The following is a 21,440-nucleotide window of genomic DNA, read 5'->3' on the forward strand; positions in this document are numbered from 1 at the left end:
GCCGGGGGAAGGGCGGAAATCGGCGTCCGGGTCCTCGGCGTTGATGCGCACCTCGATGGCGTGGCCTTCGGGGCGCACCATCGCCTGCGTCAGCCCCAGCGGCTTGCCGGCGGCGACGAGCAACTGCTGCTCCACCAGATCGATGCCGGTGATCGCTTCGGTCACCGGATGCTCGACCTGGATACGCGCGTTGAGTTCGAGGAAGTAGAACGAGAAATCGTCGGCATCGACAAGGAATTCGGCCGTGCCCGCGCCCCGGTATCGCAGATGACGGGCAAGGCGGACCGCCGCGTCCTCGATCGCCGCGCGCGCGGCTTCGGGCATGGCCGGGGCAGGGGCTTCCTCCACCAGCTTCTGAAACCGCCGCTGGATCGAGCAATCGCGCGTGCCGAGGTGGAGCGCGGTTTGCCCGTCGCCCAGCAGTTGCACTTCAACGTGGCGGCCGCGCGCCACGAAGCGCTCGACATAGACCGCCGGGTTGCCGAATGCCGCTTGCGCCTCGGCGCGGGCCATCGCCAGCGCGCTGTCGAGGTCTTCGGCGCGGTCGACCCGGCGCATGCCCTTGCCGCCACCGCCGGAAACGGCCTTCAGCAGCAGGGGAAAGCCGGTTTCCGCGACACGGGCCTGCACGGCCTCGGCGGTTTCCGCTTCGCCGCCGGGCAGCACGGGCAGGCCGGCTTCCAGCGCCAGCCGGCGCGCGGCGAGCTTGTCGCCCATGCCCTCCAGCGTGGCGATGTCCGGCCCGACGAAGCGCATGCCCGCCTCGGCCACGGCCCGCGCGAACGCGGCGTTCTCCGACAGGAAGCCGTATCCGGGATGGACCGCATCGCACCCCGCATCGCGCGCGGCGGATACCACCCGATCAATCACGAGATAGCTTTGTGACGAAGGCGCCGGCCCGATCACGACCGCCTCGTCGGCAAGGCGGGCGGGCAGCGAAGAAGCGTCCGCTTCGGACACGCCCAGCACCGTGGCGATGCCCATGCGGCGCGCGGTGCGGATCACGCGCAGCGCGATCTCGCCGCGATTGGCGATGAACAGCTTGCGGATCATGCCAGCCGCACGAGCGCCTGGCCCTTGGCGACCATCGTCGCGTTGGGCACGATCACTTCGGCGACGACGCCGCTGCGGCCGGCATGAACCGGGTTCATCAGCTTCATCGTCTCGACAATGCCGACCACGGTTTCGGCATTCACGTTGTCGCCCGGTTGGACGAACGGCGGCGCGCCCGGTTGCGGCGCGTGGTAGAACGTGCCGGGCAGCGGCGCGAGAACGGCGTCCGGGTCGCTTTCGGCGCCGACGGTTTCACCGGTGCTAGCCTCACCGGCGCCCGTCGCGCCGGCCCATTGCCATTCCTGGGTGAAGCCGGATTGCGCGCCATCGCCGCGCGCCACGCGCAGACGGAAGCGGTTGGTTGCGATATCGACTTCGCGATAGCCGGAGCTTTCGAGGATGGCGACGATCTCGGCGACGTCCTCGGCGGTAAGGGGCAGGTCTTCGGTCATTTGGCTTCCAGAAGTTCGCGCGCGGCGGCGATGATGGCGTCGGCAAACGCTTCGTCGTTGAAATGCGCGTCGATGACGGTGACGGGCGCGCTGGCCGGCATCACCTGTTGCAGATATTCGGCGAACGGCGCGGGCACCGTGGTGTCCATCAGGTGCCCGCTGGTGCTGTCGTGGCTGGAGAAGCCGCCCAGCGGGGTGAACACGCGCACTGGTCCCTTCGCCTCGCGCACGTTGGCGGCAAGATGATCCGCCACCTTGCGCAAATCCTCCAGCTTGGTCCGGACGGCGGTGAGTTGCGGGTTGTGCTCGTGATAGCGCCGGTCGGGGAACTGCACGCGCGAAACGTCGATCGGGCCGCCGATAATGAAATCGGCGTTGCCCGGCGCGATGATCGTGGGAATGCCCTTGCGCAGGGCGGGGCGGCCGCGATCGGGGCCGGTGTCGGCAAGGCCGCCGAACAGGTGGTCAATGATCTCGGTGACCGAAAGGTCGAGCACCAGCGCCACGTCCTTGTCCTGCGCCAGCGCATCGAGCGTGGGGCCGCCCGCACCCGAGGAATGGAACACCATGACTTCGCAGCCATCGGCTTCCAGCGCCTGGCGGATGCGGCGCGTGCCCGCTTCGGTGGTGCCCAGCGTGGTCATCAGCACCAGCGGGCGCTCCGGCCCCTTGTCGCGGTCATAGCCCTTGGCCATGCCGGCCACGGCGAAGGCGGCGTTGCGGAACACGTCGCGGCTGATCGTGTTGATGCCGGCGATATCGGTCACCGCGTTCATCATCGCGATGTCCTTCACACCCATGTAAGGCTTGGTGAAGCCCGAGGCCATCGTCGAGACGATCAGCTTGGGCAGGCCATAGGGAAAGCTCTGCATCAGGGCGCCGGCCAGCGCCGACCCCATCGAACCGCCGATGGCGAGAATGCCCGAGATCGGGTCCTTCGCATCCCAGGCATGAGCGGCGGCGACCGCGCCGCGTATCATCGCGTCCTGGCAATGCCCTTCGTGGCCCAGTCCGCGCACCGCCTCGATCGTGGTGCCGGCGGCGGCGGCCACATCTTCGGGTGAAATCTCCGCACCGCCCAGGGTGCGCCGTACGCTGGGGTCGAGATGGACCACGCGCACGCCTGCTTCTTCCAGCGCCGCCCGCGCGAAGCGGGCTTCCTCTTCCTTGGTATCCTGCGTGATAATCAGCAGGACGCTTGGCTTGTTGTCCATCTTGCCGTCCATTGTGGCCCCCAGGGGCGTGTCTCCCGCCTTAAAGCTGCGACAGCGCGATTGACTTTGCACGATGGTTTGGCGACTTTGCGTTGCATAAGGTGAAACGGGGATGATGCTGGAACGGAAGGTCAAGACCGTCCGCGCGCTTGAACGCGGGCTGGACGTGCTGCTCGAAGTGCAGGCGCGCAAAGCGGCCAGCCTGCACGAATTGCACCAGGCGCTTGGCTTGCCCAAGGCCACCTTGCTGCGCATGCTGATGACGCTGGGCCGCAAGGGACTGATCTGGCAGCGCCTTGCCGATGGTGCCTATCTGCCGCACGCCTATGCCTCGACGGCAGCCCCGGTCGCTTCGGCGGAGCGCATCGCCGAAGTCGCCTCGCAGCACATGAAGGCGCTCAGCACGCGGATCGCCTGGCCTTCGGTCCTGGCCGTGCCGCGGCTCGATCACATGGAGATCATCGAGACCAACGGGCCGCTGTTCCGACTCGATTCGGCGGTGCTGGGGCCGGTGGGGGTAAAGCTGTCCTATATCCACACCGCGACGGGCCGGGCCTATCTGGCGGCGTGCGGCGAGGCCGAGCGCGAGGCGATCATCGCTCGGCTCCGACCGAAGGAAACGAGCGAGGGAACCGAGGAAGACTTGCGCCAGATCCTGCAGCAGACGCGCCAACGCGGCCATGCCTCGCGTGAGCCGCTGCATCCGTGGCCCGACCGGTCGCGGCAACTGGTGCTGCGCGATGGCCGCCGGTCCATGGCCGTGCCGATCATTGTCGAAGGCACGCCTGTCGCGGCGATCAACGTGACGTGGCCCGCGCGGCGGGGAGCGGAAGAGGTGGTAATCGCACGCAATCTCGAAGCGTTGCGCCGGACCGCGCGGATCATCGGGCTAGAGATCGAAGGGAAGGACAAATAAGTTTCGTACAGTGAAATCCGTTTGCGTTGCTGATTAATTACGCCAGCCGCTTCGGCGAGACTGCTTGGCGGGAGAGGAAAGGCACGATGCGGCAGTGGGTGATCGAAAAGGGGTCTTCTTCGCTTGACGGGCTGAAGCTCGTCGAGGCGGAAAAGCCCGTCCCCGGGCCGGGTGAAGTGCTGGTTCGGGTCAGGGCCTGTTCGCTGAATTATCGCGACCAGATCATCCCGCTGGGACTGTACATGGGCGGAGCGGTCGATCGCGACACGGTTCCCCTGTCCGATGGCGCGGGCGAGGTCGAGGCGGTGGGTGCCGGCGTGACGAGCGTTCGCGTCGGCGATCGCGTGGCCGGCACGTTTTTCCAGAACTGGGTCGATGGCCCGCCCAATCCGCAGGCAGGCCCGGCGCTTGGCGCTCCGCCGGCAACGGGCATGTTGCAGGACTACGTGGTCCTGTCCGAACGGGGCGTGGTGCCGCTGGCGGAAAGCCTGGGCTTCGAGGAGGCGGCCTGCCTGCCCTGCGCCGGTGTGACCGCGTGGAACGCGCTGATGGAAGGGCCGCGTCCGGTGCAGGCCGGTGAAAGCGTGCTGGTGTTGGGTACCGGAGGCGTATCGCTGCTGGCGCTCCAGATCGCCAAGGCAGCCGGCGCGCGCGTGATCGCCACCTCGTCCTCCGACGAGAAGCTGGATCGGGTCCGCGCGCTGGGTGCAACCGAAGGGATCAATTACCGCGCGGTGCCCGCGTGGGGCGCGGAAGCAGCGCGGCTGGCGGGTGGCGGTGTCAATCACGTCGTCGAGGTCGGTGGCGCGGGCACGCTGGCGCAGAGCATACAGGCAGTGGGTTTCGCGGGCGAGATAGCGCTGATCGGCGTGCTGACGCGCGAAGGCGATACCAGTCCGCACGGGCTGATGTTCAAGGGCGCCACGCTGCGCGGAATTTTCGTGGGATCGCGCGGCATGGCGCAACGGCTCAACGCCTTTGTCGACAAGCACGCGATCAAGCCGGTGATCGACCGGACGTTCCCGATCGAACAGGCGCGCGATGCCTGGAACTATCAGGGATCGGCCAGCCTGTTCGGCAAGGTCGTGATTACGCTCTGAACGGGCGCTGACGCTGCGGACCACCGCCGGGAAAGACGGTGGCCGCGACAGGGACGAGGGACGGGTGTTCCGCCGGTGATCCGGTGGAATCGCCCGTGCATGAAGGAAGCATGGGCATGACGAAACTAGGGTTCGGACAGCCATTCGGCGGGATCATGCAGACGGCGTTCGTCGTCGCGGACATCCGCGCGTCGATCGATCATTTCATACGCGATTGCGGGGCTGGCCCATTCTTCCTGCTCGACCATTTTCTGGCGCCGGACCAGTTCTACCGGGGCGAGCCCTCGCGCGCCGATGTCACCATAGCGATGGGCTTTGCCGGGCATATGCAGATCGAGCTGATCCAGCCGCTCGACGATCATCCCTCGGTCTATCGCGAGACGATCGAGGAGCGGGGCTATGGCTTCCATCATTTTGGTATCGCCTGCGCCGATGTGGACGCGGAGCTGCCGGGATACCTCGAACGCGCCTATCGCCTGGCCTTCCGTGCCGCAGTGCCCACCGGGGGCGCTGTCGCCTATCTGGAAGGCGGAGACGCGGCCGCGCCGGGGTTTCTCGAGCTGATCCCGGCAACGCCGGGCATGGACGAGCATTTCACGCGGTTCTGGAAAGCCTCTTTGGACTGGGACGGCGCCGATCCGGTGCGCCCGTTCCTCTGAGGATGCCGGGCATGAACTTGCGCGCTGATCCTGATGGTCTGCGCGCCAATGCAAGAGAGGAGAGGGCACGCGGCCTAACAGGAAAGGGAAATTGGCGTGATTGCCGGATAAGAGAACGGGAGAACAGCATGCGCGACGGCCAGATGAACGATGCCGGGAAGGCGGCCGCTGGAACGGTGGCTGGAGGGGGATACCAGGTCTGGGTCACCGCGCTGCTCAGCCTGAATTTCGGCATCCTGTTTTTCGACCGCAACGCGCTCAACTTCCTGATGCCGTTCGTGCAGCCGGACCTGCACCTGTCGAACACGCAGGTCGGCATGTTCAGCTCGGCGCTCTCGCTCACCTGGGCGCTTTCGGGCCTCGCGGTCGGCCGCATTTCCGACCGGCTCGGTTCGCGCAAGCCGGTGGTCGTGGTCGCGACGCTGGCGTTCTGCTTGTGCTCGTTCGTTTCGGGTATGGCGTCCTCGTTCATGATGCTGCTGGGTGCGCGCCTGCTGATGGGCGCGGCCGAAGGCGGGGTGATGCCGGTCAGCCATTCGATGATCGTCAGCGAAGTGGCGCCCGAACGGCGCGGGCTGGCGATGGGCGTGGCGCAGAACCTTGGTTCCAACCTGCTGGGATCGGGCCTCGCGCCGATCCTGCTCGTCCCCGTGGCGATGGCGGTGGGCTGGCGCGGCGGGTTCTATCTCGCCGCCGCGCCCGGCCTGATCACCGCCGCGCTGATCTGGTTCACGCTGCGCGAACCGCCGGCGCCCGCGGACGATGGCGATCATCCCCGCGTCACGCTGCGCGAGGCGTTCGCGCACCGCAACGTGGTGCTGAGCGCAGTGATCTCGGTGCTGCTGGTCTCCTACCTTGTCGTGTGCTGGGCGTTCATGCCGCTGTTCCTAACCAAGCATCGCGGGTTCGCGCCCGAGACGATGAGCTGGCTGATGGCCACGCTGGGCATTTCCGCCGGGATCGGCAGCTTCGTGGTGCCGGCGATTTCCGATGCCATCGGCCGCCGTCCGGTAATGATCTTCTTCGCCTTTCTGGGCGTGATCCTGCCTCTGGGTGGACTGTATTACAACGGATCGCCCTGGGTCCTGGCCGCGATCTTCTTCTTCGGGTGGGGGCTGAACGGCCTGTTCCCGATGTTCATGGCGACGATCCCTTCGGAATCGGTCGACCCGCGCCTTACCGCCACGCTGACCGGCGTGGTCATGGGCACGGGCGAGGTTCTGGGCGGCGTGCTGAGCCCTTTCCTGGCCGGCACGCTGGCCGACGGGTGGGGCCTTTCGGCGCCGCTGTGGCTGATGCTTGTCCTGACCATCCTTGCGGGCCTGTGCGCGCTGGGGCTGGTCGAATCCGCGCCGCGCATCGTCGCGCGGCGCAGCGGCGCCGTCGGTGCGGCGGCTTTGACCTGAACGGAGGGGGCGATGGGGGCAATCGAGAAGTTCGCGACAACGGGCATCGCACCCACGCAGCGGTTGCGGTACTGGAACGATCTTGTCGACCGGATCTACACGGGCACGTTCGTCAACACCCCCGGCGAGGAGTTCCGGGGGGAGATGTGGAGCTGGAACGTCGGCGACCTCGCCATGATCCGCCCGCGTTCGACCCAGTCCTTCGTCGGCCGGCGCGGTACCGACAGCGCCGAGGAGCGGGTGATCCTGCACCTGCAATGCCGGGGCAAGAGCCGCCACATGCAGGACGGGGGGGAAAGTCTTCTCCAGCCCGGCGATTTCGTACTGGGGTCGGCACACCGGCCCTATTCGATCGAGCTGACCGGCCACGAGTTGCTGGTGGTGGAATTTCCCCGCGCGCCGCTGGTCGAGCGCTTTCCGGGGCTAGACGATCTGATGCGGCAAAGGTTGCATGGTGGCACCCCCGGGGGACGCGTGTTCCACGATTTCCTGCTGTCGCTGTGGCAGCTTGGCGATCAGAGCCAGCAGGACCCGGAATGGGAACGCGGCGTCACCTCGGTGTTCTATGATCTGTTCGCTCTCGCGATGCGGGGGGCTAAGCGGCCGGCCGAGGATCGCGCCAACGATCACGTCCTGCGGGAGCGCGTGCTGTCGGTCGTGGAAGCCAGCCTGGGCGACCCGGCGCTGCGCACGGTGATGCTGGCGCAGGTCTGCAACACTTCGGTCCGCACGATCCAGAACCTGTTCGCGGGGATGGGCACCACGCCCACCGCCTACATTCTCGAACGCCGCCTGCGCCGCGCCGCGGACCGGCTGGTCTCCACGCCGGATGCCAGCATCACCGACATCGCCTTCGAGCTGGGGTTCAACGACAGCGCCTATTTCGCGCGCTGCTTCCGCCAGCACTTCGGCGTCGCGCCGCGCGATTGGAGGGCAGCGCGCTGAGACGTGCGTGAAGGATTTGCGTTTCCGTCCTGATCGCCCTGCGCACCAGTGCAAGCAGGCGAATGAGGGAGGGGTTACAGAACACTGCCAACAGTGTCCGCGTTTTGCGCGGTAGCACCAGATAACGGACTTTTGGGAGAGGAGAAGAGCATGAAACTCGCACCGGTTTCACTTGCCGTGCTCGCCACGGCGCTGGCCACACCGGCCATGGCTGCGGACGAACAGGAACCCAGCGGCGGCATCGAGCAGATCGTCGTCACCGCGCAGAAGCGCGCGGAAAACGTGCAGGACGTGCCGATCGCGATCAGTGCGTTCACGGCGGGCGCCTTGCAGGAGCGCGCGGTGACCAGCGTCGCCTCACTATCGAACATAGCCCCGAACGTGACGCTCGATGCGGGCACGCCGTTCTCGGGGTCGAGCCAGGTCCTGGCCGCCTATATCCGTGGCATCGGCGCCAACGACTTTGCGTTCAACATCGATCCGGGTGTGGGCATCTACCTCGACGGCGTCTATCTCGCCCGCTCGGTCGGCGCGAACCAGGACCTGCCCGATGTTGACCGTGTCGAAGTGCTGAAAGGTCCGCAGGGCACGCTGTTCGGCCGCAACACGATCGGTGGCGCGATTTCCATCGTCACGCACGATCCGGGCGATCAGTTCCGCTTCGTGGGCAGCGTCACCACCGGCAGCTACAGCCTGATCAACGTCAAGGGCACGGTGGATGTGCCGATCGCCGAAGGCCTTGCCTCCTCGCTGAGCTTCGCGGTGAACCGCCGCGGCGGCTACCTGCACCGCATGCCCTATCCGGGGGCGTCGTCGTATGCGTTTGATCCGATCACCTCGCTGAAAGCCGCTGGCTACAACAACAGCGGCTACGGCACCGAGGGTGGCGACAATACCTATAACCTGCGCGGCAAGATCAAGTACACCAACGGGGCCTTCCGCGCGACGGTGACCGGCGATTACAGCAACACGGATACCTCACAGATCGCCAACCGCGTGATCACCACGTTCCCGGCGGTGTTCGCCGGCACCTACAACTGCGCCATCGCGGGCAACCCGACGGTGACGGTGGGCGGCGCGACCGGCCCGTGCGATTCCTTCATCGGCGGCCCGCCCTCGATCGCCTACACCGCGCGGCGCGGTGGTCTGAACAGCCTGTTCGACCTGCCGGCGCTGTTCGGCGTCAACACCGATGCCAATCCGGACAACAACCGCCTGCCCTATGACAACCGGTTCGTCACCAACAACATCGATACCAGCTATGCCAACGGCAACAACTTCAACAAGCTGAAGCAGGGCGGCGCGGCGGTGACGCTGGAGTACGACCTGTCTGACAACGCCACGCTGAAGTCGATCACCGCCTACCGCGAGCTGCACTGGAAGGTCGGCATGGACCTCGACAGTTCGCCGCTCAACTTCCTGCACACCAGCTTCTCGATGAACCAGAAGCAGTTCAGCCAGGAATTGCAGCTGACCGGCACGGCGATGGACAAGAAGCTGAAGTACGTGCTGGGCGGGTACTACTTCAAGGAATCGGGTGACCTGCACGATTACGTGACGTTCGCCGAGGGCCTGCTGCAGGTGGACGGACCGAACAACCTGGCGACCCGAAACTACGCCTTCTACGGCCAGTTGGACTACATGCTGACCGAACAGCTCTCGATCACGCTGGGCGGCCGCTACACCCACGAGAACAAGGACTTCGAAGGCTTCCAGTCGGACGCCAACGGGCTGAACTACAAGCTGGCACAGGCGTTCGGCGACCCGAACTGCGCTTCGCTCAACCCGATCAGCAACCAGTGCCGCATCGACAACAACTTCCCCAATCCCGGGCAGCCGCTGCGCTATTACGTGGCCGGCGTGCAGCACAAGACGTTCAGCAACTTCTCGCCCAAGGTCGGCATCCAGTACCATGCCACCGACGACGTGATGCTCTACGGTTCGTGGTCGCGCGGCTACAAGACCGGCGGCTGGACGACGCGCCTGTCGAACCCGCTGCCCTATGCGCCGGGCTTCGGGCCGGAAAAGGCCGAAACCTGGGAAATCGGCGTGAAGTCGGAATTGCTTGACCGCCATCTCCAGATCAACGCCGCCGCCTTCCTGACCAATTACAAGGGCATCCAGCTCAACTTCCAGCAGGGCGTTTCGCCGACCATCCAGAACGCCGGCGATGCGCGCATCAAGGGCTTTGAAATCGAGATGACGGCGGCGCCGGGTGGCGGGTTCACGCTGACGGGATCGGTCGGTTATACCGATGCCTACTACACCAGCGTCCTGGCCGGCGCGCAGGTGGCGCCTTCGGCGCTGCAGGCGGGCGTGATCCCGGGCGCCACGCTGCCCAAGACGCCCAAGTGGAAGGTCAACATCAGCCCACGCTACGAAGCGGACCTCGGCGATCACGGCAAGCTCGTGTTCCTGGGTGACGTGACCTACACCAGCGCGGTCAAGAACGACACCGAAGGCACCTATCTGCTGATGCGGCCCGGCAACGCGCTGGTCAACGCCAGCGCCACTTACAAGGCGCCTTCGGGCAATTGGGACCTGACCGTCGGTGGCACCAACCTGACCAGCAAGCGCCTGCTCATCACTGGCCAGGCCCAGCTTGCCGGCGGGCAGATCTACGGCACCTACAACCGCCCGGCCGAATGGTACGCCCGGCTTGGCGTGAAGTTCTGACGTTCTGACACTTGCGCGGGCGGCGGGATGCCTGCCGCTCGCGCCTACCCCAACGAGGATACCATGCCCGAATCCCCGCATTCCGAATTCTGGAAGGACATCAAGCCGGTCGCCAAGGTCTTTCGCGAAGGCGGGCTTCCCGAAGTTTACATGCCGAAGATCGCTGAAGGCGACGAACGGTACTGGGTGCCGATCAGCGAGACCGTGTTCTCCAAGCCGGTGTGGATCAGCCCGGCCAAGAACATGTGGGCAGACGTGCTGATGTCGAAGCAGGCGGGCCTCGTGAACCGGCACTATCACCCGCACCCGATCTGGGCCTACACGATCAGCGGCAAGTGGGCCTATCTTGAGCACGAATGGACCGCGACGGCGGGCGATTTCATCTACGAGACGCCGGGCGAGAGCCACACGCTGGTCTGCTACGACCATCCCGATCCGATGAAGGTGTTCTTCGTCGTGTCCGGTCCGCTGATGTGGCTGGACGAGGAAGGCAACACCACCGGGCATTACGACGTGTTCGACTACATGGCCGCGGCGCGCGCACACTATGCCTCGAACGGCATCGGCGCGGACTACGTCGATACCCTGATCCGCTAAGGTGAGGACTTTCCCATGACCGTGATGACCGCGCCGCCGTCCACCAAGGCCGAAATCGTCGACGTTCCTTTCGCGCATCGTGAACTGGTCCAGCGGCTGAGCCCCGGCGGCCGCTACATCGACGCGCAGACCGATGTCGACAGCCCCTGGGTGCCGTTCGGCGACAACGCGGCGATCAAGCACCTGGCGTTCGATGTGCGCCAGAACCTGTTCTCCAACATCCTGTGGGTGAAGGGGCCGGGCGTGATCGGCACGCATTTTCACCGCGGCACGATCACCATGGTCTGCCTGGAAGGCAGCGTCCGCTATCTCGAATACGACTGGGTGGCGACGCCCGGCGGGTTGATCCTGGAAACGCCGGGGGAAAGCCACACGCTGGTCAGCGACCATCCGGAAGGGTGCAAGCTGTTCGGCTGGATGCAGGGGCCGATCGAGTTCTACGACGACAAGGGCGTGTTCGTGGATACCACGGACGTCTGGTGGTTCATCAACCACTACGAGACCCATTGCCGCGAGCACGGCCTCGCCATCAACCCCAAGCTTTATCTTTGAAGGACAAGACCGTCATGGGTACGATGAAGGCCCCGCCGTCGGGCGCATACAAGATCGTTCAGGTTCCCGAGCTTTATGGTGACCTGATCCGTGCCAAGGGCGTCGAGGGTACGTATGTCGGCGCGTCCGAGGCGGAGAGCCCGTGGGTGCCATTCGGCGACAATGCCGCGATTCGCCATCTGGCGTTCGACGTGCGCGAGAACATCTACGTTAACATCCTGTGGATCAAGGGGCCGGGCGTGATCGGCACGCACAAGCACCGTGGCCGCGTCTGGGCGGTGGGACTGGAAGGGTCCTTCCGCTATCTGGAATATGACTGGGTGTGCCGCCCGGGCGAGTTCATCACCGAAACGCCGGGCACCGCGCATACGCTCGTCACCGACGACCCCAACGGCATGAAGGCGCTGTTCCACATGCAGGGCGCCAACGAGTTCTTCGACGAGAACGGCAACCACGTGGAAACGCTCGACGTGTGGTGGTTCATGAACCACTACGAAAGCTATTGCCGGGAGAACAACATCCCGATCAACCCGCAGTTGTATCTCTGAGCAACGAGTCATGAGGGGAGAGGGCCGACCGGTCCCGAGGCTTTCGGAAACCCCACGCGGAACCTACCTGCGCAATTGCTGGTATGTCGCCGCCTGGGCTTCCGATCTGGGCGTCGCGCCGATGGCGCGGGTCTTTCTCGAGGAACCGGTCGCCCTTTTTCGCGACGAAACCGGCAAGGCCCGTGCCGTCGGCGGGCGCTGCCCGCACCGTTTCGCGCCGCTGGGCAATGGCACGGTTGTCGATGGCACGCTGATGTGCCCCTATCACGGGCTGCGTTTTGATGGGGCGGGCCGCTGCGTGCACAACCCGCACCCCGGCGGGCAACTGCCCGATGGCCGACTGCCGGTCTATCCGCTGGAAGAACGCCACGGGTTGCTGTGGATTTGGATGGGCGATCCGGCGAAGGCGGATGCCGCGCGCATTCCCGATTTCGCGTGGCTGGCCGATCCGCGCTGGGAAGCGGTGCGCGGCGCGACCGTGGCCGAAGGGCACTACGAGCTTTATAGCGACAACATCCTCGATCTCAGCCACGCCAACTTCGTCCATCCCGCGCTGGTGGCGAGCGCATTCACCGAAGGCGAGCGGCGGTTCTGGCAGGACGGCGAAACCGTTCACGCCGAATATGTGCGGCTGGACGATTACCTGTCCGAAGGCATCGGCGGGATGCTCGGGCGGATCGGCCGCAAGCAGGATTTCTATGGCGAGGTGGTGTGGCACGCGCCCGCCGTGCTCTATTTCGATTTCCGCGCCGGCGATCCGGGGACTCCGCGCGAGAGCTGCACGCTGCTGCCCTCGGTCCACGCCTTCACGCCGGAAACACCCGATACCACCCATTACTTCTGGGCGACGGCACGGGATTTCGCTCTGGGAAACGCAGAGTTCGCAGCGGGCATGCGCGCGGCGCTGGAATATGCTTTCGAACACGAGGACATGCCGATCATCCGCGACAGCCACCGGCTGATGCGCCGCCACGATTTCTGGGATCTGCGCCCGCTGATCCTGAATGGCGACGGCGGCGGAGTACGGGCGCGGCGGATGCTGCAACGGCTGATCGAGCGGGAAAGACAGGCCGAAGCCTGAACGGCGCGGCGGGAGAAGGAAGAGCCACATGGCGACACTGGATTGCTTCGACATCAAGGGCAGAAGCGCGCTGGTTACCGGTGCGGCTTCGGGGATAGGCCTTGCCTATGCCGAGGCCATGGCCGAAGCCGGCGCGGCGGTCACGCTGGCGGACATCGACGCCGAGGGCGCCGAACGCGAGGCCGCACGCCTGCGCGAAGCCGGGTACGAGGCGCGCGCCGACGTCTGCGACGTGTCCCGCTCCGATGCCGTGGCCCCCGCGTTCGACGCGCACGACAAGGCCTATGGTGGCCTCGATATCTGCTTCGCCAACGCCGGGATCGATGCCGGGGCCGGCTTCTGGAACCCGGCGGGGCATCGCAATCCCGATGGCCAGGTCGATACCTACGATCCGGCGCGCTGGGACAAGTCGATCGCCGTCAATCTTTCCGGCGTGTTCTACACGGTCAGCAACGCCGTGCGGATCATGAAGAAGGAAGGGCGCGCCAACGGCCGCACCGGCGGTTCGATCATCACCACCGCGTCGAACGCGGGGCTGGTCACCGAGCCGATCGTGGGCCTGCCCTATATGCCGGCCAAGGCGGGCGTGCTGCACATGGTGCGCGCGCTGGGGCTGGAACTGGCGGAGTTCCGCATCCGCATCAACGCGATCGCGCCGGGGCCCTTCGTCACCAACATCGGCGGCGGCTGGCTCAAGAAGGACCCGGTGGCGCGGCAGGCGTGGGACGCGATCGTTCCGCTGGGCAAGCTGGCCGAAACCGACCAGATCAAGCCGCTGGCACTGCTGCTCGCTTCCGATGCCTCGGACTACATGACCGGAAGCCACGTCGTGATCGACGGCGGCATGATGCTGGGGAAATACAAGTGATCCGCAAGACCCTGCTCGCGGCCCTGGCCGTCATCGCCCTGCCTGGCGCGCCGGCGCAGGCCCAATCTCAAGCCCCGCAGAAGCCGCTGACGGTGGAAGTGCTGCGCACCAGCGGCGGATCGCTCTATGCCAACATCGCCCTGATCGAAGGCGAGCGGGATGCGGTGCTGGTGGACGCGCCGTTCACTCTGGCCGACGCGCACCGCGTCGTCGCGATGGTGCTCGACAGCGGCAAGCACCTGACCACGCTCTACGTCACGCACGATCATCCCGATCACTTCTTCGCGATGGAAGTCATCAAGGATGCCTTTCCCGACGTGAAGATCGTGGCGCATCCCACGGTGACGGCCGACATCTGGAAATCGCTTCCGTTCAAGGTCAAGCGCTGGACTCCCGTGCTGGGCGCGAATGCCCCGCGCCATCCCACCGCGCCCGCGCCGCTCGATGGCGATACGATCATGCTGGAGGGCCGGGAGCTGAAGGTGATCGGACCGATGGCCGGCGATCACGTCCATGCCACCGCGCTGTGGGTGCCGTCGATCAAGGCGCTGTTCCCCGGCGATCTGGTCTACAACCAGATGTACCTGTGGTTCGGCGAGCATGACGCCGCCGCCATCGCCGCCTGGGGCCGGTCGATCGATCAGCTCGCCGCGCTGAAGCCCGATATGGTGGTGCCCGGCCACAGCAAGCCGGGCTTGCCCAACGATACCAGCGGGCTGGACTTCAGCCGGCGCTATATCGCCGACTGGCCGAAGCTGGTCGCCGCCAGCAAGGACAGCGCCGATCTGCGCGCGCGGGTGCAGAAGGCCTATCCGGATGCAGTCGACGTTCTGGGCGATTTCCTGCTGGGGAACTCGTCGAAAGTGGCCAAGCGGGAGCAGCCGGCATGGCAGGAGTGAACGGAACCTATGCCGGCAAGGCGGTGCTCATTACCGGCGGCGCGACGGGCATAGGCCGCGCCACGGCGCTGGCCTTCGCGCGTGAAGGCGCGCGGGTGATGATCGGCGACAAGGACGACCGCGCGGGCGAAACGGTGGCGCTGATCGCGCAAGCCGGGGGCGAGGGCGCGTTCGTGCCGACCGACGTGACCGATGCCGCCGCCGTCGAGGCGCTCGTCGCTGCCTGCGTGGACCGCTATGGCCGGATGGATGCGGCGTTCAACAACGCCGGCGTCCTGCCGCCGCAGCGCCCGCTGCACGAGGTGCCGCCCGAGGAGATGGCGCTGGCCGTCGACGTCGATTTCAAGGGCGTGTGGTACGCGCTGCAATCGGAAATCCGGCACTTCCTGAAAGTGGGCGGCGGCGCGATCGTCAACACCGCGTCGGTCGGCGGGTTAATCGCCGATCCCAACATGGCGGCCTATGTCGCGATGAAGCACGCGGTCGTGGGGCTGACCAAGGCGGCGGCGATCGATTACGCCCGCTCCAACATCCGGGTGAACGCCATTGCGCCGGGCTTCGTCGTCACCCCGATGACCCAGCACTGGGCCGATAGCGCCGAATTCCGCGCGGCGTTCTTCGCGGGCAACGTCAGCGGCCGCGCCGCGCAGCCGGAGGAGATCGCGGGCACCGTGCTGCATCTGTGTTCGGACGCGGCCAGCTTCATCAACGGCGCGACGTTCGTGATCGATGGCGGCCAGACCGCGCACTAGAAGGACGACATACCAATGCGCGCAGCCGTGATGCAGGGCCTTCACCGGCCGCTGGCGATCGAGACCGTGCCCGATCCTGTACCGGGCGAGGGCGAGGTCGTCGTGCGCGTGGGCCGTTGCGGCATCTGCGGCTCGGACCTGCACATGACCGAAGACCCCACCTATGGCATGGGCGCGGGATCGGTGCTGGGGCACGAGTTCGCCGGTGAAGTGGTGGCGCTGGGGAAGGGCGTGGAAGGGCTGGGCATGGGCGATCTCGTCTCGGTCGTTCCGCTTCGCAGTTGCGGCCAATGCCCCTCGTGCCGCTCGGGCGAAGTCGCCTGGTGCGATCAGTTCGGCCTGCAGGGCGGCGGCTATGCCGAATATGCGCTGACCCGGCCCAACCAGTGCGTGCGCCTCCCGAAGACGGCCAGCCTGGCCGATGGTGCGATCATCGAACCGCTGGCCGTGGCGCTGCACGGCCTGGCCATGAGCGGGATGCGTATTGGCGACCGGGTGCTCATCCTCGGCGCCGGGCCGATCGGCCTTGCCGTCGCGTTCTGGGCGCGCCGCCATGGCGCGGGGCGCGTGGTGGTGCAGGATCTCGCAACGTGGCAGCGCGATCGCGCGCTGGCGATGGGCGCACACGATTTCGTGGTCGATCCCGCCGATCCGATCGGCAGCGCCGAACGCGCGCTGGGCGGCAAGGCCGACGTGGTGTTCGAATGCGTCGGCGTGCCCGGATTAATCGCGCAGGCGGTGGATCAGGTGCGCAACCGGGGCACGATCCTGCTGCTGGGCCTGTGTACCCGGCCCGATACCTTCAACAGCTTCGCCATGCTGTCGAAGGAAGTGCGCCTCGTGACATCGGCCTTCTTCACCCGGCAGGAATACGAGGCGGCGCTGGACGCGCTCGATAGCGGCGCGGCCGAACCGCGCCTGCTGGTGACCGACACCATCGCGCTCGATGCCACGCCCCAGGTGTTCGAGACGCTGCGCAAGCGCACCCACCAGTGCAAGGTGCTGATCGACCCGACCGCCTGACGCGGAACACGTTGCGGGAGAATATCCGATGAATGCCATCGAACAGGCGGTCTTCGACTGCATGAAGCCCACTCAGGTGCTCTACGAACGGACCGACGATCCGCTGCACAAGGCGATCCTGCTCAATTTCTGGCGGCACGTTCATCTGGAGGGCGCAGGGCTATACGACGAGATCGTGAAGCCCGACATGATGGTCGATCACCCGGTCTATCGCGTGAGTTGGGGAGACAGCCCCGCCGTGGTCGAAGGCAAGGACGGCGTGCTCGCTTTTTACAACAGCGTGGGTGAAACCGTGCTGTGGCATTCGGACGACCGGCTTGCCGTCAACGATTGGGGCATCTGCGACGAGATCACGTTCCACCAGCTGGCGCGCGGCGCGGACCTGAAGGCTGTGGGCTATGCAATGGAGAAGGATGAAGGGCTCTACCATGTATCGAGCCGGCAGGCCTTCGTCTGGCCTTACGATGGCAGCGCCCGTCTGGCTGGTGAACATCTCTACGAGGACAAGACCAGCCTGAAGATCGAGGAAATCGATCCTTCGTTGGCCACCACGCCCGAACGCGTGCGCGCGATCCACCGCGAACAGCTTGCCGCGCTCGAAGCGCGGTTCGGGCCGCGTTACTGGGTCTGGCAGGGCTGAGGCCGCTTCAGCCGCGGGGCAGGGTCAGCACGAATTCCGCGCCGCCGCCCGCGCGGTTCGCCGCGGTCAGCGTGCCGCCATGCGCTTTCGCCACGTCGCGCGCGGTGGCAAGGCCAAGCCCGGTGCCGGCGGTTTCGCGGCTGCGTGATCCTTCCACGCGGAAGAACGGCTCGAACAGGCTTTCGGCAAGCTCGGGTGGAAAACCCGGTCCGCGGTCCGCCATGCGTGCGACGATCCCGTGCGCATTCCCCTCCAGCGTCAGTTCGCCGCCGCCGGCATAGCGCAGCGCATTGACCGCCAGATTGGCGATCAGCCGGTGCAGCGTCATCGGATCCCCGTTGACGGTGCAGTCTTCCTCCGGCGCACGGAACGCCAGCCGGCCTTCTTCCTGATCGATCGTCGCGATTGCATTCGCGCACAGCGCCTTCATGTCTACCGCGCGTTTGCGGCTGCCCGCTGTTCCACGCGCATAGTCGATGATGCTGCCGATCATGTCGGCCAGTTCCGTAAGGTCCCGCTCTGCACCGTTGCGCGCCTCGGGCGGCAGCTGATGCAGGCGGAATTCCAGGCGCGAGACCGGTGCGGCCATATCGTGCGCGATAGCCGCCAGCATCTGCGTGCGGTTTTCCACCAGCCCGGCCAGACGATCGCGCATGGCGGCCACGGCCTGCGCTAGTTGCGCGACTTCGGGTGGCCCGCCGCTAGTGATGGTGATGCCATCGTGTTCGTTGACGACGCGGTCCGCTTCCGCACCGAGGCGGCGCAACGGCTGCACGATGCTGCGCGCGAGGCGGAACGACACGCCCGCCAGCAGCACGGCCAGCGCCAGCGTCATCGCCAGCGTCGCCCAGTGCCATCCGGTAATGAACGGCCGCCGGGTATAGCGCGCGATCGACCATGTGCCGTCCGCGCGGCGTATGCCGAGCGAGAAGGTTTCGCGGATCGCCAGCGGCGCTTCCAGTGGATGGCGCTGGATCAGCGCGCCCGGCTCCACCGAAAGCTGCACGCACCCGTCGCAATCGGGCAGGAGATCGTCGATCCGCGCGGCGGCGGCCGGCACGGGCACTTCGCCCGGCTGTGGCAGGAACTGCGCGCTGCCGCGTTCGATCCGGGTGGTCGAGGCAAGGCGCGACAAGGGCCGGTCCTTCGCGAGAACCGGCAGCAGCTCCTCGATCGGCATCGGGCGCGGATAGGGCGGCGGCCCGGAGAAGGTGACGATGAAATTGCCAAGCGTCGCCAGCAGCAGAGCAGCCAGCATGACGACGCCCAGCCGGGTCGTCAGGCTGGCGCTTTTCCAGCCCGCCATCAACGTCTCATCAGTTGCGGGCGGCGAACAGATAGCCTTCGCCGCGGATGGTGCGGATCAGGCTATCGCCATCGTGCCGCATCAGCTTGCCGCGAAGGCGCGAAACCGCGACGTCTATCGCGCGATCGAAAGCCTCGCCTTCATCACCATAGAGCGCGGTGAGCAGTTCCTCGCGGCTGATGACCCGCCCGGCGCGCACGGCCAGAGCATGCAGCAGCTTGAACTCCCCGCTGGTCAGTTCGACTTCTGCGCCGGCCGCATCGCGCACGGTGTAGTACTGCGCATCAAGCGTCCATCCGGCAAAGCGCGTGATGGCGCTGCCATCGGCGGGAACGCTGGTGCCGCGCCGGCGCAGCACCGCACGCAGCCGCGCCAGCAGTTCGCGCGGGTTGACCGGCTTGGCGAGGTAGTCGTCCGCCCCCAGTTCGAGCCCCACGATCCGGTCGATGTCGGCCGCCATCGCCGACAACATCAGCACCGAAGGCGCGCCGGGGCGATCCGCCAGGTCGCGCAGGATCGAAAGGCCGTCCTCGCCCGGCATCATCAGGTCGAGCACGACCGCATCGACCTTGCCCGCAGCAAGGGTCGTGCGCAGTTGTTGCCCGTTCGCCGCCAGCGTGACGGCCAGCCCCTGCTTTTCCAGGTAGTCACCGATCAACGCGCGCAGATCTGCGTCGTCGTCCAGGATGACGACATGCGCTTCGGCGCGGGGCTGGACGGGGGCAGATGTGGGAAAGGATGTCATAGGGAGCAGTTCCATGGTGGCTCCTTGTTTCAGGGTGCGAACCCGATAGTGGACGTTGCAGCGCAGCACGCGCCGGACGATCCGTTCATGGCCGACACCCCTAAAACGGGGCGGGATCGCAAACCCTTCGCGGATATTCTATAAAACTGTCGCGTCAGCGCTCGATCGGGATCGCGCATACGAATTGTCGGGCGGCATCGCGGTTTGTGTGCATTGCGGGATGACCGTGATCGGGTATGTTCCGTTTCGCCAACCTGTCGAAATGAGGCCCATGACCGCAAGCCGTGACGCCAACCTGTCCGCTCCCGTCACTGCGCCGTGGTGGCGCGGGGCGGTAATCTACCAGATCTATCCCCGCAGCTTCGCCGATGCCGATGGTGATGGGGTGGGCGATCTTGCCGGGATCACGGCGCGGCTCGATCATGTGGCGAAGCTCGGGGTAGACGGCATCTGGATATCGCCGTTCTTCACCTCGCCGATGCGCGATTTCGGCTATGACGTGGCGGACTATTGCGATGTCGATCCGATCTTCGGCACGCTCGCCGATTTCGATGCGCTGGTCGCCCGCGCGCACGAACTGGGGCTGAAAGTCACGATCGACCAGGTCTATGCCCACACCTCCGACCTGCATCCATGGTTCGCGCAGAGTCGGCAGGGCCGCGACGGTGACAAGGCGGACTGGTACGTCTGGCGCGATCCGAAGCCCGATGGCACGCCACCCAACAACTGGCAGTCAGTGTTCGGTGGTCCGGCGTGGACGTGGGACGCGCGGCGACGGCAGTATTACATGCACACCTTCCTGCGCGAACAGCCGCAGCTCAACGTCCATAGCCCGGTGGTGCAGGACGCGCTGCTGGAGGCCGCGAAGTTCTGGCTGGATCGCGGAGTCGATGGTTTCCGGCTCGATGCGCTCAACCATTCGATGTTCGACCCGCAATTGCGTGATAACCCGCCCGTGGCGGACGACGGGCGTATCCGCACGCGGCCGTTCGACTTTCAGGAGAAGGTGTTCAGCCAGTCGCACCCTGATGTCGCGCTGTTCGTGGAGCGCATCCGCAAGCTGTGCGACCGTTACGACGCGATCTTCACCGTGGCCGAGGTGGGCGGCGCCCGCGCCGAGATCGAGATGAAGGAATACACCGCCGGCGCGCACCGCCTGAACAGCGCCTATGGCTTCGATTTCCTCTATGCCGAAAGCCTGACGCCCGCGCTGATCCGCGATACGCTGGCGAAGTGGACCGGCGCGCCGGGCGAGGGCTGGCCAAGCTGGGCCTTCGAGAACCACGATGCGCCGCGCGCGGTCTCGCGCTGGTGCGCCCCGGAGGAGCGCGCCGCCTTCGCGCCGCTGAAGAAGATGCTGTTGCTGGCCCTGCGCGGCAACGTGATCCTCTATCAGGGCGAGGAGCTGGGGCTGGTGCAGGACGATATTCCGTTCGAACTGCTGCAGGACCCGGAAGCCATCGCCAACTGGCCGCTCACGCTCTCGCGCGATGGCGTGCGCACGCCGATGCCGTGGCGGGCGGACGCGCCGAACGGCGGCTTCACCACCGGCACGCCGTGGCTGCCGATGAGCCCGGAGAACCTTTCGCGCGCCGTCGATGTTCTGGAAGCCGAACCGACGTCGCTGCTGCACTGGACGCGCAACCTGCTGGCCCTGCGGCGCGCCACGCCGGCGCTGCGCCTGGGCTCGTTCGAGGTGGTCCACGCGGACGACGATGTGCTGGCCTTCGTGCGCCGGCACGAGGGGCAGGCGGTGGCAGGCCTCTTCAACCTGTCCTCGCGCCCGGCAGCCTGGCCGGCAGGGATTGCCTTTGACGGACAGGTGCTCGCCAGCGTCAACGGCGCCGGCCTGGAAGAAAGGGCCGACCTGCCCGGATATGGCGGATTGCTGATCGCGCTCGAGGAGTAAGCAATACCAATCGCATACTTATGCGTTGTGCAAGTTTGGAATGACCGGGCTAACGGGGGCCTCGAGGGGATGGCCCCGGTCCGGACGAAACCATAAGGA

Annotated in this window: 21 protein-coding genes; 16 read left to right on the plus strand and 5 right to left on the minus strand. The window is 66.2% G+C overall.

Annotation, left to right across the window (positions count from 1 at the left end; genetic code table 11):
• The 3 genes from NMD1_RS15890 to NMD1_RS15900 all read right to left on the minus strand — a co-directional run.
• Positions 1-1,053 (minus strand): biotin carboxylase N-terminal domain-containing protein (locus tag NMD1_RS15890; protein WP_125955483.1); only part of this gene is annotated, 1,053 nt, incomplete at its 3' end.
• Complete coding sequence (locus NMD1_RS15895; RefSeq protein WP_125955484.1) at positions 1,050-1,505, minus strand: biotin/lipoyl-containing protein; 456 nt, start codon at positions 1,503-1,505, stop codon at positions 1,050-1,052. The genes NMD1_RS15895 and NMD1_RS15890, both read right to left, overlap by 4 nt.
• Positions 1,502-2,731: a Tm-1-like ATP-binding domain-containing protein gene (locus NMD1_RS15900; RefSeq protein WP_223806402.1), complete on the minus strand. Its 1,230-nt coding sequence runs from the start codon at positions 2,729-2,731 to the stop codon at positions 1,502-1,504. The genes NMD1_RS15895 and NMD1_RS15900 overlap by 4 nt, the downstream gene beginning before the upstream one ends.
• Before the next feature lie 100 nt (positions 2,732-2,831).
• On the opposite strand from NMD1_RS15900, the gene NMD1_RS15905 reads away from it, so the two are divergent.
• From NMD1_RS15905 to NMD1_RS15975, 15 genes are all read left to right on the plus strand, one after another.
• Entirely contained in the window at positions 2,832-3,635 is an 804-nt protein-coding gene (locus tag NMD1_RS15905; RefSeq protein WP_223806401.1) for a helix-turn-helix domain-containing protein, read from the plus strand.
• An 86-nt stretch (positions 3,636-3,721) separates the two neighbouring features.
• Entirely contained in the window at positions 3,722-4,735 is a 1,014-nt protein-coding gene (locus tag NMD1_RS15910) for an NAD(P)-dependent alcohol dehydrogenase (RefSeq protein ID WP_125955485.1), read from the plus strand.
• A gap of 116 nt (positions 4,736-4,851) precedes the next feature.
• Entirely contained in the window at positions 4,852-5,394 is a 543-nt protein-coding gene (locus NMD1_RS15915) for a VOC family protein (RefSeq protein ID WP_125955486.1), read from the plus strand.
• Positions 5,395-5,522: 128 nt separating this feature from the next.
• Positions 5,523-6,800, plus strand: coding sequence for an MFS transporter (locus tag NMD1_RS15920; protein ID WP_125955487.1), 1,278 nt, complete (start codon positions 5,523-5,525; stop codon positions 6,798-6,800).
• Between the two features lie 12 nt (positions 6,801-6,812).
• Complete coding sequence (locus NMD1_RS15925; RefSeq protein ID WP_125955488.1) at positions 6,813-7,745, plus strand: helix-turn-helix domain-containing protein; 933 nt, start codon at positions 6,813-6,815, stop codon at positions 7,743-7,745.
• Between the two features lie 150 nt (positions 7,746-7,895).
• On the plus strand, positions 7,896-10,421 hold the full coding sequence (locus tag NMD1_RS15930; RefSeq protein WP_125955489.1) for a TonB-dependent receptor: 2,526 nt from the start codon (positions 7,896-7,898) through the stop codon (positions 10,419-10,421).
• 63 nt (positions 10,422-10,484) lie between these two features.
• Positions 10,485-11,018 carry a 2,4'-dihydroxyacetophenone dioxygenase family protein gene (locus tag NMD1_RS15935; RefSeq protein ID WP_124807410.1) on the plus strand — a complete coding sequence of 178 codons (534 nt, stop codon included), beginning with the start codon at positions 10,485-10,487 and terminating at the stop codon, positions 11,016-11,018.
• 15 nt (positions 11,019-11,033) lie between these two features.
• Entirely contained in the window at positions 11,034-11,570 is a 537-nt protein-coding gene (locus NMD1_RS15940) for a 2,4'-dihydroxyacetophenone dioxygenase family protein (RefSeq protein WP_125955490.1), read from the plus strand.
• A 14-nt stretch (positions 11,571-11,584) separates the two neighbouring features.
• Positions 11,585-12,118 (plus strand): 2,4'-dihydroxyacetophenone dioxygenase family protein, encoded by a 534-nt coding sequence (locus NMD1_RS15945; protein ID WP_124807408.1) that lies wholly within the window; start codon positions 11,585-11,587, stop codon positions 12,116-12,118.
• A gap of 10 nt (positions 12,119-12,128) precedes the next feature.
• On the plus strand, positions 12,129-13,199 hold the full coding sequence (locus tag NMD1_RS15950) for an aromatic ring-hydroxylating dioxygenase subunit alpha (protein ID WP_125955491.1): 1,071 nt from the start codon (positions 12,129-12,131) through the stop codon (positions 13,197-13,199).
• Between the two features lie 28 nt (positions 13,200-13,227).
• Entirely contained in the window at positions 13,228-14,067 is an 840-nt protein-coding gene (locus NMD1_RS15955) for an SDR family NAD(P)-dependent oxidoreductase (RefSeq protein WP_125955492.1), read from the plus strand.
• Complete coding sequence (locus tag NMD1_RS15960; protein ID WP_158453983.1) at positions 14,064-14,966, plus strand: MBL fold metallo-hydrolase; 903 nt, start codon at positions 14,064-14,066, stop codon at positions 14,964-14,966. The genes NMD1_RS15955 and NMD1_RS15960 overlap by 4 nt, the downstream gene beginning before the upstream one ends.
• Positions 14,954-15,718, plus strand: coding sequence for an SDR family NAD(P)-dependent oxidoreductase (locus NMD1_RS15965; protein WP_124807404.1), 765 nt, complete (start codon positions 14,954-14,956; stop codon positions 15,716-15,718). The genes NMD1_RS15960 and NMD1_RS15965 overlap by 13 nt, the downstream gene beginning before the upstream one ends.
• A 15-nt stretch (positions 15,719-15,733) precedes the next feature.
• A complete protein-coding gene (locus NMD1_RS15970; RefSeq protein ID WP_125955496.1) occupies positions 15,734-16,741 on the plus strand; it encodes an alcohol dehydrogenase catalytic domain-containing protein in 1,008 nt (335 codons plus the stop codon).
• A 28-nt stretch (positions 16,742-16,769) separates the two neighbouring features.
• The gene (locus tag NMD1_RS15975) at positions 16,770-17,381 is read left to right on the plus strand and encodes a hypothetical protein (RefSeq protein ID WP_125955499.1); all 612 of its coding nucleotides are present in this window, start codon (positions 16,770-16,772) and stop codon (positions 17,379-17,381) included.
• Positions 17,382-17,388: 7 nt separating this feature from the next.
• Here NMD1_RS15975 and NMD1_RS15980 read toward each other — a convergent pair whose 3' ends face one another.
• Together NMD1_RS15980 and NMD1_RS15985 are read right to left on the minus strand one after the other, a co-directional pair.
• Entirely contained in the window at positions 17,389-18,687 is a 1,299-nt protein-coding gene (locus NMD1_RS15980) for a sensor histidine kinase KdpD (protein WP_125955501.1), read from the minus strand.
• 10 nt (positions 18,688-18,697) lie between these two features.
• Positions 18,698-19,447: a response regulator gene (locus tag NMD1_RS15985; RefSeq protein WP_233497720.1), complete on the minus strand. Its 750-nt coding sequence runs from the start codon at positions 19,445-19,447 to the stop codon at positions 18,698-18,700.
• A 247-nt stretch (positions 19,448-19,694) separates the two neighbouring features.
• On the opposite strand from NMD1_RS15985, the gene NMD1_RS15990 reads away from it, so the two are divergent.
• Entirely contained in the window at positions 19,695-21,341 is a 1,647-nt protein-coding gene (locus NMD1_RS15990) for an alpha-amylase family glycosyl hydrolase (protein ID WP_375600806.1), read from the plus strand.
• The last annotated feature ends 99 nt before the right edge of the window (positions 21,342-21,440 follow it).

Source organism: Novosphingobium sp. MD-1 (assembly GCF_001014975.1).
Classification (GTDB): Bacteria; Pseudomonadota; Alphaproteobacteria; order Sphingomonadales; family Sphingomonadaceae; genus Novosphingobium.

What these genes read in the sequence shown, in the direction of transcription:
- NMD1_RS15895 (WP_125955484.1), bottom strand. Translation starts at nt 1,505, where the DNA reads ATGACCGAAGACCTGCCCCTTACCGCCGAGGACGTCGCCGAGATCGTC.
- NMD1_RS15900 (WP_223806402.1), bottom strand. Translation starts at nt 2,731, where the DNA reads ATGGACGGCAAGATGGACAACAAGCCAAGCGTCCTGCTGATTATCACG.
- NMD1_RS15905 (WP_223806401.1), top strand. Translation starts at nt 2,832, where the DNA reads ATGATGCTGGAACGGAAGGTCAAGACCGTCCGCGCGCTTGAACGCGGG.
- NMD1_RS15910 (WP_125955485.1), top strand. Translation starts at nt 3,722, where the DNA reads ATGCGGCAGTGGGTGATCGAAAAGGGGTCTTCTTCGCTTGACGGGCTG.
- NMD1_RS15915 (WP_125955486.1), top strand. Translation starts at nt 4,852, where the DNA reads ATGACGAAACTAGGGTTCGGACAGCCATTCGGCGGGATCATGCAGACG.
- NMD1_RS15920 (WP_125955487.1), top strand. Translation starts at nt 5,523, where the DNA reads ATGCGCGACGGCCAGATGAACGATGCCGGGAAGGCGGCCGCTGGAACG.
- NMD1_RS15925 (WP_125955488.1), top strand. Translation starts at nt 6,813, where the DNA reads ATGGGGGCAATCGAGAAGTTCGCGACAACGGGCATCGCACCCACGCAG.
- NMD1_RS15930 (WP_125955489.1), top strand. Translation starts at nt 7,896, where the DNA reads ATGAAACTCGCACCGGTTTCACTTGCCGTGCTCGCCACGGCGCTGGCC.
- NMD1_RS15935 (WP_124807410.1), top strand. Translation starts at nt 10,485, where the DNA reads ATGCCCGAATCCCCGCATTCCGAATTCTGGAAGGACATCAAGCCGGTC.
- NMD1_RS15940 (WP_125955490.1), top strand. Translation starts at nt 11,034, where the DNA reads ATGACCGTGATGACCGCGCCGCCGTCCACCAAGGCCGAAATCGTCGAC.
- NMD1_RS15945 (WP_124807408.1), top strand. Translation starts at nt 11,585, where the DNA reads ATGGGTACGATGAAGGCCCCGCCGTCGGGCGCATACAAGATCGTTCAG.
- NMD1_RS15950 (WP_125955491.1), top strand. Translation starts at nt 12,129, where the DNA reads ATGAGGGGAGAGGGCCGACCGGTCCCGAGGCTTTCGGAAACCCCACGC.
- NMD1_RS15955 (WP_125955492.1), top strand. Translation starts at nt 13,228, where the DNA reads ATGGCGACACTGGATTGCTTCGACATCAAGGGCAGAAGCGCGCTGGTT.
- NMD1_RS15965 (WP_124807404.1), top strand. Translation starts at nt 14,954, where the DNA reads ATGGCAGGAGTGAACGGAACCTATGCCGGCAAGGCGGTGCTCATTACC.
- NMD1_RS15970 (WP_125955496.1), top strand. Translation starts at nt 15,734, where the DNA reads ATGCGCGCAGCCGTGATGCAGGGCCTTCACCGGCCGCTGGCGATCGAG.
- NMD1_RS15975 (WP_125955499.1), top strand. Translation starts at nt 16,770, where the DNA reads ATGAATGCCATCGAACAGGCGGTCTTCGACTGCATGAAGCCCACTCAG.
- NMD1_RS15980 (WP_125955501.1), bottom strand. Translation starts at nt 18,687, where the DNA reads ATGGCGGGCTGGAAAAGCGCCAGCCTGACGACCCGGCTGGGCGTCGTC.
- NMD1_RS15985 (WP_233497720.1), bottom strand. Translation starts at nt 19,447, where the DNA reads ATGGAACTGCTCCCTATGACATCCTTTCCCACATCTGCCCCCGTCCAG.
- NMD1_RS15990 (WP_375600806.1), top strand. Translation starts at nt 19,695, where the DNA reads ATGAGGCCCATGACCGCAAGCCGTGACGCCAACCTGTCCGCTCCCGTC.